General features: G+C 73.1%; 16 protein-coding genes. 10 read left to right on the top strand and 6 right to left on the bottom strand.

Annotated elements, in window-relative coordinates; all coding sequences use genetic code 11:
- Positions 1 to 113 precede the first annotated feature (113 nt).
- Positions 114 to 797 (top strand): adenosylcobinamide amidohydrolase, encoded by a 684-nt coding sequence (locus ACFC1X_RS31425; protein WP_376360117.1) that lies wholly within the window; start codon positions 114 to 116, stop codon positions 795 to 797.
- Between the two features lie 12 nt (positions 798 to 809).
- On the opposite strand, the gene ACFC1X_RS31430 is transcribed toward ACFC1X_RS31425, so the two are convergent.
- Positions 810 to 1,070 (bottom strand): hypothetical protein, encoded by a 261-nt coding sequence (locus ACFC1X_RS31430; protein ID WP_376360120.1) that lies wholly within the window; start codon positions 1,068 to 1,070, stop codon positions 810 to 812.
- 130 nt (positions 1,071 to 1,200) lie between these two features.
- The gene (gene snpA, locus ACFC1X_RS31435) at positions 1,201 to 1,884 is read right to left on the bottom strand and encodes a snapalysin (RefSeq protein WP_376360124.1); all 684 of its coding nucleotides are present in this window, start codon (positions 1,882 to 1,884) and stop codon (positions 1,201 to 1,203) included.
- A gap of 214 nt (positions 1,885 to 2,098) precedes the next feature.
- Here snpA and ACFC1X_RS31440 point away from each other — a divergent pair, with 214 nt between their 5' ends.
- Complete coding sequence (locus ACFC1X_RS31440; RefSeq protein WP_376360127.1) at positions 2,099 to 3,085, top strand: LysR substrate-binding domain-containing protein; 987 nt, start codon at positions 2,099 to 2,101, stop codon at positions 3,083 to 3,085.
- A gap of 77 nt (positions 3,086 to 3,162) precedes the next feature.
- Positions 3,163 to 3,906, top strand: coding sequence for a PepSY domain-containing protein (locus tag ACFC1X_RS31445; RefSeq protein WP_376360130.1), 744 nt, complete (start codon positions 3,163 to 3,165; stop codon positions 3,904 to 3,906).
- A 75-nt stretch (positions 3,907 to 3,981) separates the two neighbouring features.
- Here ACFC1X_RS31445 and ACFC1X_RS31450 read toward each other — a convergent pair whose 3' ends face one another.
- The 3 genes from ACFC1X_RS31450 to mdlC form a co-directional block, all read right to left on the bottom strand.
- A complete protein-coding gene (locus tag ACFC1X_RS31450; RefSeq protein ID WP_376360133.1) occupies positions 3,982 to 5,235 on the bottom strand; it encodes an MFS transporter in 1,254 nt (417 codons plus the stop codon).
- Positions 5,236 to 5,302: 67 nt separating this feature from the next.
- Positions 5,303 to 6,757, bottom strand: a complete 1,455-nt coding sequence (locus ACFC1X_RS31455; RefSeq protein WP_376360136.1) for a benzaldehyde dehydrogenase — start codon at positions 6,755 to 6,757, stop codon at positions 5,303 to 5,305.
- 60 nt (positions 6,758 to 6,817) lie between these two features.
- Complete coding sequence (gene mdlC, locus ACFC1X_RS31460; protein ID WP_376360139.1) at positions 6,818 to 8,398, bottom strand: benzoylformate decarboxylase; 1,581 nt, start codon at positions 8,396 to 8,398, stop codon at positions 6,818 to 6,820.
- 94 nt (positions 8,399 to 8,492) lie between these two features.
- On the opposite strand from mdlC, the gene ACFC1X_RS31465 reads away from it, so the two are divergent.
- The 3 genes from ACFC1X_RS31465 to pgm all read left to right on the top strand — a co-directional run bounded on the left by ACFC1X_RS31465 (position 8,493) and on the right by pgm (position 11,661).
- Entirely contained in the window at positions 8,493 to 9,428 is a 936-nt protein-coding gene (locus tag ACFC1X_RS31465; protein ID WP_376360142.1) for a LysR substrate-binding domain-containing protein, read from the top strand.
- A 60-nt stretch (positions 9,429 to 9,488) separates the two neighbouring features.
- Positions 9,489 to 9,917, top strand: coding sequence for a hypothetical protein (locus ACFC1X_RS31470; protein WP_376360145.1), 429 nt, complete (start codon positions 9,489 to 9,491; stop codon positions 9,915 to 9,917).
- A gap of 103 nt (positions 9,918 to 10,020) precedes the next feature.
- Positions 10,021 to 11,661, top strand: coding sequence for a phosphoglucomutase (alpha-D-glucose-1,6-bisphosphate-dependent) (gene pgm, locus ACFC1X_RS31475; RefSeq protein ID WP_376360148.1), 1,641 nt, complete (start codon positions 10,021 to 10,023; stop codon positions 11,659 to 11,661).
- 19 nt (positions 11,662 to 11,680) lie between these two features.
- Here pgm and ACFC1X_RS31480 read toward each other — a convergent pair whose 3' ends face one another.
- Positions 11,681 to 12,628, bottom strand: coding sequence for a LysR family transcriptional regulator (locus ACFC1X_RS31480; RefSeq protein WP_376360153.1), 948 nt, complete (start codon positions 12,626 to 12,628; stop codon positions 11,681 to 11,683).
- A 123-nt stretch (positions 12,629 to 12,751) separates the two neighbouring features.
- Between ACFC1X_RS31480 and ACFC1X_RS31485 the strand changes: the two genes are divergently transcribed.
- From ACFC1X_RS31485 to ACFC1X_RS31500, 4 genes are all read left to right on the top strand, one after another.
- Positions 12,752 to 13,219, top strand: coding sequence for an ATP-binding protein (locus ACFC1X_RS31485; RefSeq protein ID WP_376360156.1), 468 nt, complete (start codon positions 12,752 to 12,754; stop codon positions 13,217 to 13,219).
- A 263-nt stretch (positions 13,220 to 13,482) separates the two neighbouring features.
- Entirely contained in the window at positions 13,483 to 14,115 is a 633-nt protein-coding gene (locus ACFC1X_RS31490) for a hypothetical protein (protein WP_376360159.1), read from the top strand.
- A 112-nt stretch (positions 14,116 to 14,227) separates the two neighbouring features.
- Entirely contained in the window at positions 14,228 to 14,926 is a 699-nt protein-coding gene (locus ACFC1X_RS31495; protein ID WP_376360162.1) for a class F sortase, read from the top strand.
- 134 nt (positions 14,927 to 15,060) lie between these two features.
- On the top strand, positions 15,061 to 16,200 hold the full coding sequence (locus tag ACFC1X_RS31500; protein WP_376360164.1) for a SchA/CurD-like domain-containing protein: 1,140 nt from the start codon (positions 15,061 to 15,063) through the stop codon (positions 16,198 to 16,200).
- Positions 16,201 to 16,260: the final 60 nt, after the last annotated feature.

The following is a 16,260-nucleotide window of genomic DNA, read 5'->3' on the forward strand; positions in this document are numbered from 1 at the left end:
CGCGGCGCCGCACCCGGCACCGCTCCGGGCGGCCCGCCCCGGGCACACCGCCACTGAGTACGATCGTCCGGTCCGCCCGGACCCCCGCCGGCCACCCCGAGGAGCCCCGACCCGTGCCCGCCCTGCTGCCCCCGCCCCGCACCGGGCACCGCCTGCCGGCCCCGGAGCACCTGACGCGGCTGGAGGACGGCGAACGGCTGCACGCCCTGCTCTGGCGCCCGGGCCCGGGCTGGCGGATGGCCAGCAGCGCCGTGCTGGGCGGCGGGATCGCCGAGCGCGCGTGGGTGCTCAACGCCCAGGTCGCCCACGGGTACCGGCGCACCGACCCCGCCCGCCACCTGGCGGGCCTCGCCCACGCCGCCGGCGCCCGGGGGCCCGGTGTGGGTCTGATGACGGCCGCCGACGTCTCCGCCTTCGCCCGCGCGCACGACGGCGGGGCCGAAGCCGTCGTGACCGCCGGTATCTCGGTACGCGGCTGGGCGGCCTCGCCCGAGGAGGGCGCCCCCGCCGCCGCCCCACCCGGGACGATCAACATCATGGCCGCGGTGCCGGTCGCGCTGAGCGACGCCGCACTGGTGAACGCGGTGATGACGGCGACCGAGGCCAAGGTGCAGGCGCTGCTGGACGCGGGACTCGACTGCTCGGGAACCCCCACGGACGCCGTGTGCGTCGCCGCCCGCGCGCCGCACGGCGCCGAGGTCACGCACTCCTTCGCCGGCCCCCGTTCCGAATGGGGCGCCCGGCTGGCCCGCGCCGTCCACCGGGCCGTACGGGCGGCACTGCCCGTCCCCGGGTGAGCACGCGCCCCGCTACAACGACGTCCTGCGCCGCACCGCCATCGTCCGCAGGGCCAGTGCCGCGGCGAGCAGCACCCAGGCCACGGCGCTGTACGCCCACGCGGTCGCGCCCCGGGCCAGATCGACGACGGTCCACACCGCCCACAGGGCGAGCACGACGCACAGCGCGGTCCAGGCGATGTCGGACAGCCGGGTGCGCAACTGGGCGCGCTGCCGTGTGCCCGGCTCCAGGTCGCCGAGATCGCTGTCGGCGGGCGTCTGCCGCTCGTCCATGTCGGAATCCTTCCGGAGGTCCTGGATATGTGAACTCCGGTTACCCGCGATGGGGTTGGGCAAGCAGGCCGGCACACGCGCACGCGGGGGCGGCCCCGGCCGGGCCGCCCCCGCGTGTGTCATCGGGCCGTCAGCGCGCGGAGGTCTTCTCCAGCGCCTTGTCGAGGGCCGCCTTGAAGCCGTTGACCCACAGCTGGTTCACCCGGCTGCGCTCGGCGGCGTTCGGGTAGGCGTTGGTGCACGACGGGCCGGGGCCGCCGCCGGACATCAGCTCGCTGCACGGCCCCGAGTAGTGGTCGGGCAGGCCGAGCACGTGCCCGGTCTCGTGCGCGGTCACCCGCGTCGAGTCGTACTGCTGGTTCTGCCGGTAGTCGAGGAAGATGTACCCGTTGCCGTGCCCGTCCGTCGAGGCGTACGAGCCGCGCGAGTCGTTGCCCTCGTAGTACGCGAAGTCGGCGCCGGAACTTCTCTCCGCGAGCCGTACGTTGGAGACCGAGCCGTTCCAGATCTGGGTGGAGCGGGATATCTGCGAGCGGAAGCTCGGCGCGTTGGTGGCGCTGTAGTAGACGGTGACGGCCGCCGCCGACGACGGACTGGCGGCGCGCTTCTCGGCCACGGACTTGATGACCGCCTCGAAGAACGCCCGGTTCGCCGCCGCGTCCTCGCCCGAGCCGGCCGAGGGCTCGAAGCCCAGGTGGGCGGCGTGCGACGGCTCCTGGGGAGTGGCGGCCGTCGCGGCGGGAGCGGTACCGAGCAGGGCCGCCGTCAGGCCGAGACCGGCCGCGGTGGACAGAAGGGGCATGCTGATACGCATCGATGACTCCTAGAGTGGGGGAGTGGGGAGAAGTCGTCACCGGTGAGTGTGGAGCGCCCATGAGCCCGCTGTGATGATGGCAACCGGTGATAGGCCCGGGCTATCACCGTTCACCGCGACTTGGGTGCGGCTTGGACCGGAGTGCAGAACTCGCCCTGATCCGCCGCGTTTTGTTCACCTGGCGCAACCAACTGTTCCGCCCTACGCTCCCTGCATGGAGCTCGAGGTGAGGCACCTACGCGCGCTGTGCGCCATCGCCGACGCCGGCAGCCTGCACCGGGCGGCGCGCCAACTCGGTGTCAGCCAGCCCACGTTGAGCACCCAGTTGAGCCGCATCGAACAGGCCCTGGGCGGCCCCCTGTTCGTCCGCGAACGCACCGGCTGCCGCCCGACCCCGCTCGGCCGCTCCGTCCTCGGCCGGGCCCGCCCGCTGCTGACCGACATGAGTACCCTGGTCCGGGAGGCCCGCGCCGCCGCGGCCGGCGGCGACAGCAGGCTGCGGGTCGGCTCCACCGCCAGCCGCGCCCTGGCCGGCTGGCTGCGCCGGCTCAGACGCCCGGGCCTGGAACCCACCCTCCAGATGGACGTCTCCGCAAACGCGCTGCTGCGCCGGGTCACCGAGGGACAGCTCGACGTCGCCTTCGTGCACGAGGTCGAGGGCAGCGCCCTGCACGTCCCCGAGGGGCTGCGCCTGCGCGTCCTCGTCGAGCGCGAACCGCAGTTCGTCATGCTGCCCGCCGACCACCCCGCGGCCACCCGCCCCGTCGTCCGCCTCGCCGACCTGGCCGACGACCGCTGGATGGTCGACCCCACCGTCGACGGCGAGTGGGACGGCGTGCACCGCATGCTGCGCGCCGTCGGCCTCAACCCGCGTGTCCTGCACGGCGATTACCACACCGCCGCGTCCCTCGTCGCCACCGGCGAGGTCGTGACCGTCTGCCAGCCCAGCTCCCAGTCCCGTCCCGACATGGCGGTGCGGCGCCTGTACGGCGACCCCATAGGCGTACGCCTGCTGCTGGCCGCGCGCACCCGGGCCGAGCTGGACGCCGTCTTCCCGGCGCTGGAGGAGGCGTACTGGGAGGTGGCCCGCCAGTCCACCGCGTACCGGGAGTGGCTGGAGGGTGCGGGCATCCGGATGCTGCCCCGGCGCCCGCTGACCGGGGGCGGAACCGACCGGGTCGAGTTCGTCCGGGCCCGCTGAGCCCCGCCGTCCGGCCGATGGAGTGATTTTCCTACGGGCCGGTGTGTCCGAGTGACGGAGGGGTTACGGAGAGCATCATGAGCTCTGCACGACGACTTCCGCCGCTGCGTTCGCTGGCCGTGATGGGTGCCCTGGGCACCTCCGTTCTGCTGCTGACCGCCTGCACGAACGCCGATTCGACACGTTCGAGCGTCGCGGAGGCGGCCCAGACCGGGTCTCCGACCGCGACCGATTCCCCCACCGCGTCCCCCACCGGGTCTCCCTCGCTGAACGAGGACCAGACCGAGCGCAAGGACCTCCTCTCGGCGACGAAGGTCACCTGGGACAAGGCCGCCGACACCGCCGTCAAGGAGGTCCCCGAGAGCAAGCTCGTGGACCTCGAACTCAAGCGCACCGAGGCCGACGTCACCGCGTCGCCGACCGGCTCCCCGAGCCCCAGCATGCCGAACCCGGCGCCCAGTCAGGGCGCGCCCGAATGGGAGGCCAAGGTCGCCGAGACCGACGGCACCGTGCACCGCGTCGACATCGACGCGGTCAGCGGCAAGGTCTTCCGCATCCAGGCCGACCCGGACCAGGACGCCGACGACAAGAGCCAGATGGCCGACTGGCTGGGCAAGGCCCAGCAGACGCCCGAGCAGGCGGTCAAGGCGGCCACCGGCGCGGCCAAGGGCACCGTCACCCACGTCGAACTCGGCGACAACGACAACCAGCAGGTCATCTGGGCCGTCGACGTGGTGTCCACCGACACCTGGGACAAGGCCACCATCGACGTCGACGCGGCGAACGGCAAGGTCCTGCGCGAGAACGTCGACACCGACTGAGCGACCGGGCACCGGACGCCGACGGGAGCAGCGGATCACTTGACCCACTGCTCCCGTTCCGCGTGCCGTGCGCCGTCACCCCGCGGGCGCGGCGGCCTCCGCCGGGTCGTGCCCCCGGCCGCGGGGCAGCGTCATGACGGCCAGGAAGCCGAGGACCGCCACCGCGGCGAAGAAGTAGAAGCCCCACGGGTGACCGACCCCCGAGGCGACCAGCGCGCCGGTGATCGACGGGCCGACGATCGAGCCGATCCGGCCGATCCCGGACGCCGAGCCGAGCGCGGTGCTCCGCACGGACGCCGGGTAGAAGTTCGTCACGTAGGCGTAGACGAGCACCATGGCCGAGAAGACGAACACGCCGGTGAGGAAGACGACGGTGTTGAGCATCAGGTCGCTCTCCATGCGGATGCTCAGACACCCCAGCATGACCACCGAGACCGCGAACCAGACCATGGTGGTGCCCTTGATGCCCCGCCGGTCGGCGACCCATCCGCCGAGGACCAGGCCGACGACACCGCCCACGTTGAGCACGAGGAGCTGGGTGACGGCGGCCGGCACGGGGTAGCCGGCGTCGTTCATCAGCTTCGGCAGCCAGGTGTTGAGGCCGTAGACCAGCAGCAGCCCCATGAACGACGCGACCCAGATGCCGATGCCCGCACGCAGGTACGCCGGCTTGAGCAGCTCGGTGAACGGCACCCGCTGGGCCCCGTCCCGCTTGGCCCGGACGAACGCCTCCGACTCCGGCAGCTTGAACCACTGGATGACGGCGATCACGAGGCCGACGACGCCGAGCAGGTAGAAGAGGATCTCCCAGTCGTCGGCCACCTGGAGGGCCAGCAGCGAGGTGATCACCGCACCGGTGTGGTAGCCGGTCATCGTCAGCGTGCTGGCCCGCGCCCGGCGGCTGGCGGGCATGTGCTCGGCCATCATCGTCAGCGAGACCGGCATGCAGGCGCCCAGGCCCAGACCGGCGAGGAGGCGCAGCGCGGCGAACATCGCGACGGAGTCCGCCAGCGGCACCACGACGGTGAGGACCGAGAAGAGCACGACCGAGCCGATGAGCAGCCGGCGGCGCCCCAGCCGGTCGGCCAGCGGACCGACACAGACCGCGCCGATGGCCACGCCGACGAGCGACAGCGTCGCGATGGTGGTCGCGTCGCCCGCGGTCATGCCGAGGTGATGGGTCTTGAGCAGGGTGGGGATGATGGCGCCGAGGACGACGAGGTCGTAACCCTCCAGCAGGACGGTGATCCAGCAAAGGACCACCGTCCAGGAGCTGTTGCCGGCGCGGCCGGCCTGTGCGGGCGCGTCGGACGTGGTGGCGGAAGCCATGATGACTCTCCCCCCGGGGGACGGGTGTGAGTGAGCGGAGCCGGAACGGCCGGGGTGGCCGGAGGGATCAGAACGGGTAGTCGGCGATGTCCGGGCGGACCGTCACCCACTGGGTCTCCGTGAACGCCTCGACGTTGGCCGCGGCGCCGCCGAAACGGGAGCCGGTGCCCGAGGCCTTGACCCCGCCGAAGGGGGCGTTGGGCTCGTCGCTCACGGTCTGCTCGTTGATGTGCACCTTGCCGGAGTCGATCCGGTCGGCCAGCTTCATCGCCGTACCGACGTCGCCGAGGATGCCGACCGACAGCCCGAACTCGCAGTCGTTGACGATGCGCGCGGCCTCCTCCAGCGTGGAGAAGGCGATGACCGGCGCGACGGGGCCGAAGATCTCCTCGCGCCACGCGGGCATGTCGGTCGTCAGACCGGTGAGGACGGTGGCGCGGTATCCGGCGCCGTCGGTCTCGCCGCCCGCGGCGACCTTCGCGCCGGCCGCGACGCTGTCGGTGACGATGCCGTGCACGCGCTCCAGCTGACGGCGGTCGATCAGCGGGCCGAGCGCCACGTCCTCGCGGGCCGGGTCGCCGACCGGCAGGGCGTCGGCCTTCGCGGCGAGCGCGGCGGTGTACTCCGCCACCAGCGACTCGTGCACGATGTGCCGGCCGGTCGTCATGCAGATCTGCCCCTGGTGCAGGTAGGACCCGAACGCGCCCGCCGAGGCCGCCTTCGGCACGTCCGCGCCGTCCAGTACGACCAGCGCGTTGTTCCCGCCGAGTTCCAGATGGGCCCGCTTCAGCAGCCGCCCGGCCCGCTCGCCGATCGCCCGCCCGACCGGCGTGGAGCCGGTGAAGGAGACGACCCGCACCTCCGGTGCCTCGACGACCGCCTGCCCGACCGCGCCGTCGCCCGGCAGCAGGTGCAGGACCCCGGCGGGCAGCCCGGCCTCCTCGAAGATCCGGGCGATGACGACACCGCCGCCGACCGCGGTGCGCGGGTCGGGCTTGAGCAGCACGGCGTTGCCGAGCGCCAGCGCCGGGGCCACGGAGCGCAGACCCAGGATGAGCGGGAAGTTGAAGGGCGCGATCACGCTCACGACACCGGCCGGGCGGCGGCGGGCGAGCGACCAGCGGGCCTCCTCGGAGGTGAGCACCTCGCCCTGCGGGTGCGTCGGCAGTCCCGCGCACTCGAAGCACTCGCCGATCGCGAGCCCCACCTCGAAAGCGGCCTTGGACCGCACCGAGCCGCCCTCGCGCACCAGCCAGTCCTCGATCTCGGCGGCGTGCTCGGTGAACAGCTCACCCGCACGCCGCAGCACGGCGGCCCGCGCCTGCGGCCCGGTCGCCGCCCAGGCGCGCTGGGCCTCGGCGGCCCGGGCGGCGGCGCGGCCCACGTCCTCGGCCGTGGCCAGGCCGACCGCGCCGAGCCGGTCGCCGGTGGCCGGCTCGGTCACCGGATGCTCGACCGGGGAGTCCTGCCAGCCGTCGCTGTAGAACTTCCGGCCCCAGACGTCGCTGTCCAGGAGTGTCATCGTGTCCCTCTCCTCGTGCTCTTCGTGCGCGTTCTCGGGATGCTCGGAATGTCGGTACGGTCAGGAGGGCGTGGTGAGCGCCGTGTCCACCTGGATCAGCCGGGGCCCGTCCGCCGGTTCGGCGAGGACGGCGCGCAGCTCCTCGGCGCCCTCGACGTGCCGGGCGGCGACGCCGTAGCCCTCGGCGATACGGGTGAAGTCCAGCCCCGGGATGTCGAGGCCGGGGGCGTCCGGCACGCCCAGCAGCCCGCCGAACCAGCGCAGCGCCCCGTACGTGCCGTTGCGCAGCAGTACGACGGTCAGCGGAACCCGGTGCTGCGCCGCCGTCCACAGGGCGGTGATGCCGTAGTTGGCCGAGCCGTCGCCGACCACCCCCACGACCGGGCGGTCGGGCCGGGCCATCGCGACACCCACCGCGCCGGGCAGGCCGAAACCGAGCCCGCCGGCCGCCGGGAAGTAGTAGGAGCCGGGCCGGCGCAGATCCATCTGGCGCCACCAGGCCGCGTTGGTCGACGTCGACTCGACGACGTACGCCGTGTCCTCGGGCAGTTCGTCGCGCAGGGCGGCGAAGACCTGCTCGGGGTGGAGACCGGGACCCTCGGCGGTGAGCGGTGCGGGCGCCGGCCGGTAGGGCGCCGCGGGCCTCGCGGGCGCGTCCAGCGACTTCAGGAGCAGGTCGACGACGGCCGAGGGGTCGGCGACCAGGGCCTCGCCCATCGGAGCCCGCGCGGCGGCCGACGCGTCCCCGGTCACCTGGATCAGCCGGGTGCCCTCGGGAAGGTAGGCGCCGGGGAGGTGCTCGTGGTAGCGGAAGACCGGCGCGCCCAGCACGAGCACGAGGTCGTGGCCCTCGAACGCCGCCGAGACCGGTGCGATCCCGGCGGGCAGCACCCCCTGGAACTGCGGGTGCCGGTTCGGAAAGGGCAGCCGGAACAGCGAGGGGGCCGCCCACACCGGCGCGCCCAGCCGCTCGGCCAGCCGTACCGCGTCGTCGAAGAGGCCGTCGGAGTCGATGTCGCCGCCCAGCACGAGGGCGGGGCGCCGGGCCGCGGCGACCCTCTCGACGAGCCGGTGACTCTGCCCGGCACCGGGCACGGCGGCCAGCTCCACCCGCCGGTCGAGAACCGCCGCCGCGTTGTCGTCCGCCTCGGCCGACCAGTCGTCGTACGGCACCGACAGGTACGTCGGCCGCCGCTGGAGCCGCGCCTCGAAGACGGCCTGGGCGAGGGCGCGCGGCACGTCCTCGGCGCACGCCGGTTCCGCCGCCCAGCCCACCAGCGGCTTCATCAGGGCGGGGGCGTCGACGCTGGCCAGGTTGGCCTCCGGGCCGATCGCGGTCCTGACCTGCTGGCCGGCCAGCACCACCAGCGGGGTGCGCGCGGCCACCGCGTTCGTCAGCGCGCCCATCGCGTTGCCGGAACCCGAGGCGGCGTGCAGGTTGACCAGGACCGGGCGCCCGGTCGCCTGGGCGTACCCGTCGGCCATCCCGACGACGGCGCCCTCGTGCAGGCCGAGGACGTAGCGGAAGCCGTCGGGCAGCCCGGCGAGGAAGGGCAGCTCGTTGGAGCCCGGATTGCCGAAGACGGTGGTGAGTCCCTGGCGCTCCAGGAAATCGTGGGAGACACGACGCACGGATGACACGGACGTTCCTTTCGAAGTGACGTCCGACACGCTAGGCACCCCGCGACATGGGCACCAATAGATGTTTCGGTGCCTCGATATAGACTCCACCGATATGGGCACCTTCGATCTCAACCTCGCCCGGGTCTTCGTGCTCCTGTACGAGACCGGCAGTGTCACGGCCACCGCCGAGACGCTGCACGTCACGCAGCCCACGGTCAGCTACAGCCTGGGCAAGCTCCGGCGCCACTTCGACGACGAGCTGTTCCGCCGCAACGGGCGCGGACTGACGCCCACGGCCGGCGCCCGGCGGCTGTACGAGCCGCTCCAGCGCGCCCTGGCGGAGATCGACGGGACGGTCCGGCAGGGCGACGTGTTCGACCCCGCGACCATGTCCGGGCGCTTCACGATCGCGCTGTCCGACCTCGGCGAGGCGACGCTGCTGCCGAGGCTCCTCGCCGCGGCGCGCGAGCGGGCGCCGGGGGTGTCGTTCACCGTCCGGCCCTTCGACGTGGAGGACGCCGAGAGCCAGCTGCGCCGCGGCGACCTCGACGTGTTCGTGGCCACCCCGGTGATCACCTCGCACCTGACCGTGCGGGTCCCGCTCTTCCGGGAGCGCTACGTCCTGATGGTCGCCGCGGACCATCCGCGCATCCGGGGCGACGCGGCCACGCTGGCCGACCTCGCCGCCGAGCACCACGCCACCGTGTTCGGGCCGAGCGGACACGTCGCGCCCCGGGCCGTGCTGGCCGCGCACGGACTCCTGGAACGGGTCGCCGTGGACGCCACCCGCTTCTCGATGCTGCCCTACCTGCTGGAACAGACCGACCTCGTCGCCATCGTCCCCGAGTACGTCGGCGAGGTCTTCACCGCCTCGCACCGGGTGCGCCTGGTGCGCCTGCCGTTCGAGACCGAGCCGATCGAGATCGCCCTGTACGCCCGGCACGAGTCCTCGCGCGCTCCCGCGCAGCGCTGGCTCGTCCAGTTCATGGCGGAGGTACTGGGCGAACAGGTGAGCCCGGCCCAACTGCCGCCCACCGCCGCCCGCTGAGACCGGACGCCGCGCGAACTGCGGGTGTTTGCGGTCGCGGTGAGGGGCAAGGCGGTGTCCATGAGCGATCCGAACAAGGACACGAACAAGAAGCCCACCACTACGCGGACCGCCGAGGCCAAGGCCGAGAGCGCCGCCAAGAAGGCGACCGCCCCGGCCTCCCGGGCGACACACGCCGCCGCCGACAAGGCGGGTGACGCCGCGTCGGCCGCCAAGGCCGGCGCCCAGCGTTCCGCCCAGGTCGCCAATGGCGCCGTGCAGACGGCCGCCAAGGGTGTCGAGGCGGGCCGTCAGGCCGTCATCACCACCTCGGGCCAGGTCGCCGCCGGGGCGAAGACCGCCTGGACGGTCATCGCCCACCGCAAGCTCGTCGCCGCGGGCGTCGGCGCCGGTATCACCGCCCTGAGCGCGGCGTCGTACGCGGTGGGCCGGCGATCGGGCCGTCACACCCAGGGGCCCCTCACCCGTCTCACCGGAGGCCGGATCTGACGCCCTTACCGGACGGCCCCGGCCGGAACGCAGAGCGCCGCTCCCCGAACAGGGGAAGATGGGACCGCGAGCGAAGTCCCTACCGATGCGGAGGAGTGGGCGCATGCAGCACGACCGAGCCGGGAAGCCGGCCGGCCCCGAGGACCTGATCGACGTCGCCCGGCTGGTGACGGCGTACTACACCCTGCACCCGGACCCGGCGGAGCCCGCCCAGCGCGTGGCCTTCGGCACGTCCGGGCACCGGGGTTCGTCCCTAGCGGCGGCGTTCAACGAGGACCACATCGCCGCCACCAGCCAGGCCATCTGCGAGTACCGCTCCGCACAGGGCACCGACGGCCCGCTCTTCCTGGGCGCCGACACCCACGCCCTGTCCGAGCCCGCGAGGGTCACCGCGCTCGAGGTGTTCGCCGCCAACGACGTGACGGTCCTCGTGGACACCGGGGACGGCTACACCCCCACCCCGGCGGTGTCGCACGCCATCCTCACCCACAACCGGGGCCGCGACTCGGGCCTCGCGGACGGCGTGGTCGTCACCCCCTCGCACAACCCGCCCGCCGACGGCGGCTTCAAGTACAACCCGCCGAACGGCGGACCGGCCGGCTCGGACGCCACCTCCTGGATCCAGGACCGGGCCAACGAGATCATCGCGGCCGGCCTGAAGGACGTACGGCGCATCCCCTACGCACGGGCGCTCGCAGCCCCCGGCACCGGGCGCTACGACTTCCTCGACCGCTACGTCTCCGACCTGCCGGCCGTCCTCGACCTCGACGCGATCCGCTCGGCCGGCGTGCGGATCGGCGCCGACCCGCTGGGCGGCGCCTCCGTCGCGTACTGGGGCCGGATCGCCGAGCACCACCGCCTCGACCTGACCGTAGTTAACCCGCTCACCGACCCGACCTGGCGGTTCATGACGCTGGACTGGGACGGCAAGATCCGCATGGACTGCTCGTCGCCCCACGCGATGGCCTCCCTCATCGAGAAGCGCGACCGCTTCGCCATCGCCACCGGCAACGACGCCGACGCCGACCGGCACGGCATCGTCACCCCCGACGGCGGCCTGATGAACCCCAACCACTACCTCGCCACCGCCATCGCCTACCTCTACGCCCACCGCACCGAGTGGCCCGCCGACGCGGGGGTGGGCAAGACGCTGGTCTCCTCCGGCATGATCGACCGGGTCGCCGGCGACCTCGGCCGGCGGCTGGTCGAGGTCCCGGTGGGCTTCAAGTGGTTCGTCGGCGGTCTGATCGACGGCTCCCTCGGCTTCGGCGGCGAGGAGTCCGCGGGCGCGTCCTTCCTGCGCCGGGACGGCTCGGTGTGGACCACCGACAAGGACGGCATCATCCTCGCCCTGCTCGCCTCCGAGATCACCGCCGTCACCGGCCGGAGCCCCTCCGAGCACTACGCCTCGCTCACCGCCCGCTTCGGCGAACCCGCCTACGCCCGCATCGACGCCCCCGCCACCCGCGAGGAGAAGGCCCGCCTCGCCCGGCTGTCCCCGGCCGAGGTCACCGCCGACACCCTCGCCGGCGAGCCGGTGACCGCCGTCCTCACCGAGGCACCGGGCAACGGCGCGCCCATCGGCGGCATCAAGGTGACTACCGAGAACGCGTGGTTCGCGGCCCGCCCCTCCGGCACCGAGGACGTCTACAAGATCTACGGGGAGTCCTTCCTCGGCGCCGACCACCTCCGGCAGGTGCAGGACGAGGCCAAGCTCGTCGTCCTCGGCGCCCTGGGCGGCTGAGACCTCACCTCCGGCCGGCTTAGCCCTGTGCCCCGCGGCGCAGGGCCCAGGCCGGTGACCAGATCTCCGTGTCGAGCCGGACGGACGGGCGCGAGACGAGGTACGCGTGCAGCGCGGCCAGCCCCGGATGCGCGTTGTCGGCGTGCCGGAGCAGGGAGTGCGGATAGACGGGCGCCGGATCGCGCACCGGGATGCGGCGCAGGTCGTGGCCGGCCGGCCAGACCAGGGGCGTGTGCTCGCTGAGGAAGGTCGACACCGTCGACGACTCGGAGATGGTGTCCAGGAGGGCCTCGACGCCGAAGTTCGGGCCGATCGCGTCCACGGTGAACCCGAACTCGGCCGCGAACGCGTCGTAGTAGGCCGACCACTCGGTGCCCGGGACGTTCCCGGGCATCCAGACGCGCTGCCCGGCGAGCTGCCCCGGGGCCACCGCCCGCGCCTTGGCGAACGGGTGGGCGGGCCCGGTGAACAACTGCAGCGGCTCGTCGAAGACGGGCGTGGCCTCGATGCCGTCGGGCAGCCGCTGCCCAGGCATGGTGACGCAGCGGAACGACGCGTCGATGGCACCGGAACCGATGGCGGCGACGGCGGTGTGCGCGTCGGGGAGGGTGACCACGTCGAGGTCGACGTCGGGACGGGCGCGGTGGAAGTCACGCAGCAGACCGGCCGTCGCGACCCGTCTGCCGATCACGTCCACCCGCAGCGGACGGCGCCCCGGCCGCACCGAGGCGACGGCCCGCTCCTCGGCGTCCAGCAGCGCACGGGCGTGCGGCAGGAACGCCTGCCCGTCGATGGTGAGCCGGGCCCCTCGCGCGGTCCGGGTGAACAACGTCACCCCCAGGTCCTTCTCCAGCGCGGCGACACGCTTGGACACGGCCTGCTGGGTGACGGTCAGCCGGGCGGCGGCGACCTGGAACTGCCCCGCCTCGGCGACGGCGACGAAGGTGCGTACGGCGCTGAGATCCACGACGGCCATCGTACGAGCGTGGCGCCGCCGCCACCCTGTGGTCGATGCGGCCGGTGATGTTTCACGGATTCCGGGGTAGACGGGCTGGCGTAACGGTCAAGGCTCAGGAAGAGGGCGGATCGGATGGACGGGGCTGCCCGGCATGAGGACCGGCGAAGTGAGCCGGTCAAGGTTTCGGCGGAGTACGAGGGCATTCCCGGCGACATCGCCCGGGGCCGCGAGCTGGCCCGGAGATTTCTCGCCCGGGTGCGGGCCGCACAGGACCGCGCGGTGTCCGACCGCGCGGCGGACCTGGTGCAGCTCGTGGTCAGCGAGCTGCTGACGAACGCCTGCAAGTACGCGCCCGGCCCCTCGCTGGTCGACCTGGAGCTGGCCGACGACCGGGTCGAGGTCACCGTGTGGGACAGCGAACCCGTGCTGCCCGTCGCAGAGGCCACCGACCCCGGCCGCGTCGGCCGGCACGGGCTGGAGATCGTCATGGCCGTGTGCCACAGCTTCGAGGTCCACCGGGAGCCCGTCGGCAAGCGCATGCGGGCCGCGGTGATGCTCGCCGACGACCTGAACGGCACCGCCCTCGGACACACCTCCTGAGCCGCCGCCCGCCGAGCGCGTCGGGCCGGCGGAGTAGTCCTCGCGGGTGACGCCGTGTCAATGGGACCGGAAAGTCCATCAACTGCCATGTGCCCGGGGTCCTTTGAATGCTCCGGAAGGTCCTCGCGAGGGGCCGGCGTTCACCCGGCTGAGCGCCTTGAGTGGTGCGAGACGGGCGGCTGGCTGACGGTGATTCACGTCGGGGCCGGGTCATCTCAGCTGACGAAGCACCAGCTGCCCGGTCGTGACGGAAGGAACCACAGATGCGTTCTGCTCGCACGCTCCTGACCTCGGCGGCCGCCTCGGCCGTCATCGTCCTCGGTGCCCCCGGCGCCTACGCGGCCTCCGCGGGAGACTGGGACCACGACGACTCCTCCTACAGCAAGGAGCACGACAACGGAGACAAGCACGAGAAGCCGAACGGCGGTATGCACACCGGCGGCGGCGCGCTGACCTCGGTGAACGAGGGCGACTGGGACGGCGGCGAGTCCAAGAAGGACGAGGGCTCGGAGTACAAGAAGGACGAGGGCTCGGAGTCGTACAAGCAGGACGAGGAGAAGTCCTGGGAGGGCGACAAGCACGACAAGCCGAACGGCGGCATGCACACCGGCGGCGGCGCGCTGACCGTGCTGAACGAGGGCGACTGGGACGGCGGCGAGTCCAAGAAGGACGAGGGCTCCGAGTACAAGAAGGACGAGGGCTCGGAGTACAAGCAGGACGAGGGCGAGAAGTCCTGGGAGGGCGGCAAGCACGAGAAGCCGCACGGCGGCATGCACACGGGCGGCGGCGGACTCGACACGCCGGCCACCACCGCGGGCGGCCTCGCCGTCCTGGCCGTCGCCGGTGCCGGCCTGTACGCCGTCCGACGCAAGAAGTCGGCCAACGGAATGGCCTGAGCCGTGCCGGGCGCGATAGCGGCCGGGCCGCCACCAGGAACCCCGTGGCGGCCCGGCTCGCTGTCCCCCTCCGTGTCCGCCCTGCCGCCGTGCCCTACCGAGGTGGTCCTCGATGACAGTCCCCCCTTCGCCCCCCGCCGACGACGAGAAGACGTCGACCGGGCAGGGAACCCGCCCCGGCCTGATGGTGCTGTGCGGCGTGGCCCTGCTGATCCTGGCGGTCAGCCTGCTCGGCGGCAACGACACGTCGAGCGACTCGTCCCGACCCCCGCTGCCCGCCCAGCCCGCAACCTCGGCCTCGCCCAAGGCCGGCCCGTCCGCGACCCGCCCGTCCGCGACCGGCCCGGCCGGACCGGTGCTGACCCGGTCGAAGCCCGTGCGGCTGCTGATCCCGGAGATCTCCGTCGACGCCCCCTTCACCGACCTCGCCATCGGCGCGAACGGACAGCTCGAGCCCCCGCCGGCCGCCGACACCAACCTCGTCGGCTGGTACGCCAAGGGCGTCTCCCCCGGGGAGCGGGGCACCTCGATCATCGCCGGGCACGTGGACACCAAGACGTCCCCCGCGGTCTTCGCCCGCCTGGGCCAACTGGACGAGGGAGACGTCTTCCACGTCCGGCGGGCCGACGGACGCAAGGCGTCCTTCGAGGTCGACAGCCTGGAGACCTTCGCCAAGGACGAGTTCCCCAGCAAGCGCGTGTACGGGGACACCGACCGGCCCGAGGTACGGCTCATCACCTGCGCGGGCGACTACGACCGCAAGGCCAAGGACTACACGGACAACCTGGTCGTCTTCGCGCACCTCACCTGAGCCCGCGCGGGTCACCCGCGCAGTGCATACGAGTCGCGCGCCGTCGGGGCCGGGCAGAAGATCGTCAGACACGCCGGCGTCGCAGCACCTCGGGCGACGTCCAGTTCCGCCTCCGCGAAGGAGATGTGTGCAGGATGACCATCACATCCACCCCTGCTTCCGACCCGTCGGCACGTCAGGTGTCGCACCAGGTCTCCCAGTCCGTGTTCGACGGCTCCCGCCTCCGGGTGGTCCTGCTGGTGGAGGTCTACGACGGGGCCCAGCAGCAGTTCCTGGAGACGTACGAGAACCTGCGCAGCCACGTCGAGTCCGTCCCCGGGCACATCGGCGAGCAGTTGTGCCAGTCCATCGAGAACCCCTCGCAGTGGCTCATCACCAGCGAGTGGGAGAGCGCCCCGCCGTTCCTGAACTGGGTGAGCAGCGAGGAACACGTGCGGATGGTCAAGCCGCTGCACAAGTGCGTCCGGCACACCAGGTCGCTCCGTTTCCACGTGGTCCGCGAGACCGGCGGGCCGGCGGCGGGCGCCGAACCCGGCCGGGGCGGGCTCCAGTCGGCCCCCCGGATCGGGGACGGCGTGATCCGCCACGCCCTCACCTTCACGGTGAAGCCCGGCAGCGAGGAGGCGGTCGCCAGGATCCTCGCCGACTACGCCTCGCCCGAGCCGCGCGTCGACGACACCACGCGCCTGTGCCGTACGTCCCTGTTCCTGCACGGCAACCGGGTGGTGCGGTCCATCGAGGTGCGCGGCGACCTGCTCGCGGCCCTGCGCCACGTGGCCGCGCAGCCCGAGGTGCGGGCCGCCGAGGAGGCCCTCAACCCGTATCTGGAGCAGGACCGGGATCTCGGCGACCCGGAGTCCGCGCGGGTGTTCTACACGCGGGCGGCACTGCCCGCCGTGCACCACGTGACGGCGGGGGAGCGGGACCCGGCGGCGCAGCGCCACGCGCTGTCGTACCCGGCCCGGCCGGGGCACGGCATGCGGCTGGCGCGACTCCTCGCCGAGCACGACGAGGCGGCGGCCGACGACCCGCGCAGCCCGGTGCTGAGCAGCACCATCTTCCAGCGCGACGAGATCGTGGTGCGGCTGGTCGACGTGCGCGGCGACCTCGGGGCCGGCGACCCCGCGGTCACCCTCGGCCTCCTCGACCCCGCCGAGGTCACCGAACTGACCACCCTGCTGGACGGCCCGGCCGGGCCGGGCGATGACCTCGTCCGGGCCCTGGAGGGCGCCCGGATGGAACCGGTCACCGACCGGCGCGCGCCCGACGCCTGAACCGGCGCCGGACGCCGCGGACACGCGACTGCCGCCGGACCGCTATGTGCGGTCCGGCGG

Source organism: Streptomyces sp. NPDC056128, from assembly GCF_042263835.1.
Classification (GTDB): domain Bacteria; phylum Actinomycetota; class Actinomycetes; order Streptomycetales; family Streptomycetaceae; genus Streptomyces.

What these genes read in the sequence shown, in the direction of transcription:
- ACFC1X_RS31430 (WP_376360120.1), bottom strand. Translation starts at nt 1,070, where the DNA reads ATGGACGAGCGGCAGACGCCCGCCGACAGCGATCTCGGCGACCTGGAG.
- snpA (WP_376360124.1), bottom strand. Translation starts at nt 1,884, where the DNA reads ATGCGTATCAGCATGCCCCTTCTGTCCACCGCGGCCGGTCTCGGCCTG.
- ACFC1X_RS31440 (WP_376360127.1), top strand. Translation starts at nt 2,099, where the DNA reads ATGGAGCTCGAGGTGAGGCACCTACGCGCGCTGTGCGCCATCGCCGAC.
- ACFC1X_RS31445 (WP_376360130.1), top strand. Translation starts at nt 3,163, where the DNA reads ATGAGCTCTGCACGACGACTTCCGCCGCTGCGTTCGCTGGCCGTGATG.
- ACFC1X_RS31450 (WP_376360133.1), bottom strand. Translation starts at nt 5,235, where the DNA reads ATGGCTTCCGCCACCACGTCCGACGCGCCCGCACAGGCCGGCCGCGCC.
- ACFC1X_RS31455 (WP_376360136.1), bottom strand. Translation starts at nt 6,757, where the DNA reads ATGACACTCCTGGACAGCGACGTCTGGGGCCGGAAGTTCTACAGCGAC.
- ACFC1X_RS31465 (WP_376360142.1), top strand. Translation starts at nt 8,493, where the DNA reads ATGGGCACCTTCGATCTCAACCTCGCCCGGGTCTTCGTGCTCCTGTAC.
- ACFC1X_RS31470 (WP_376360145.1), top strand. Translation starts at nt 9,489, where the DNA reads ATGAGCGATCCGAACAAGGACACGAACAAGAAGCCCACCACTACGCGG.
- pgm (WP_376360148.1), top strand. Translation starts at nt 10,021, where the DNA reads ATGCAGCACGACCGAGCCGGGAAGCCGGCCGGCCCCGAGGACCTGATC.
- ACFC1X_RS31485 (WP_376360156.1), top strand. Translation starts at nt 12,752, where the DNA reads ATGGACGGGGCTGCCCGGCATGAGGACCGGCGAAGTGAGCCGGTCAAG.
- ACFC1X_RS31490 (WP_376360159.1), top strand. Translation starts at nt 13,483, where the DNA reads ATGCGTTCTGCTCGCACGCTCCTGACCTCGGCGGCCGCCTCGGCCGTC.
- ACFC1X_RS31495 (WP_376360162.1), top strand. Translation starts at nt 14,228, where the DNA reads ATGACAGTCCCCCCTTCGCCCCCCGCCGACGACGAGAAGACGTCGACC.
- ACFC1X_RS31500 (WP_376360164.1), top strand. Translation starts at nt 15,061, where the DNA reads ATGACCATCACATCCACCCCTGCTTCCGACCCGTCGGCACGTCAGGTG.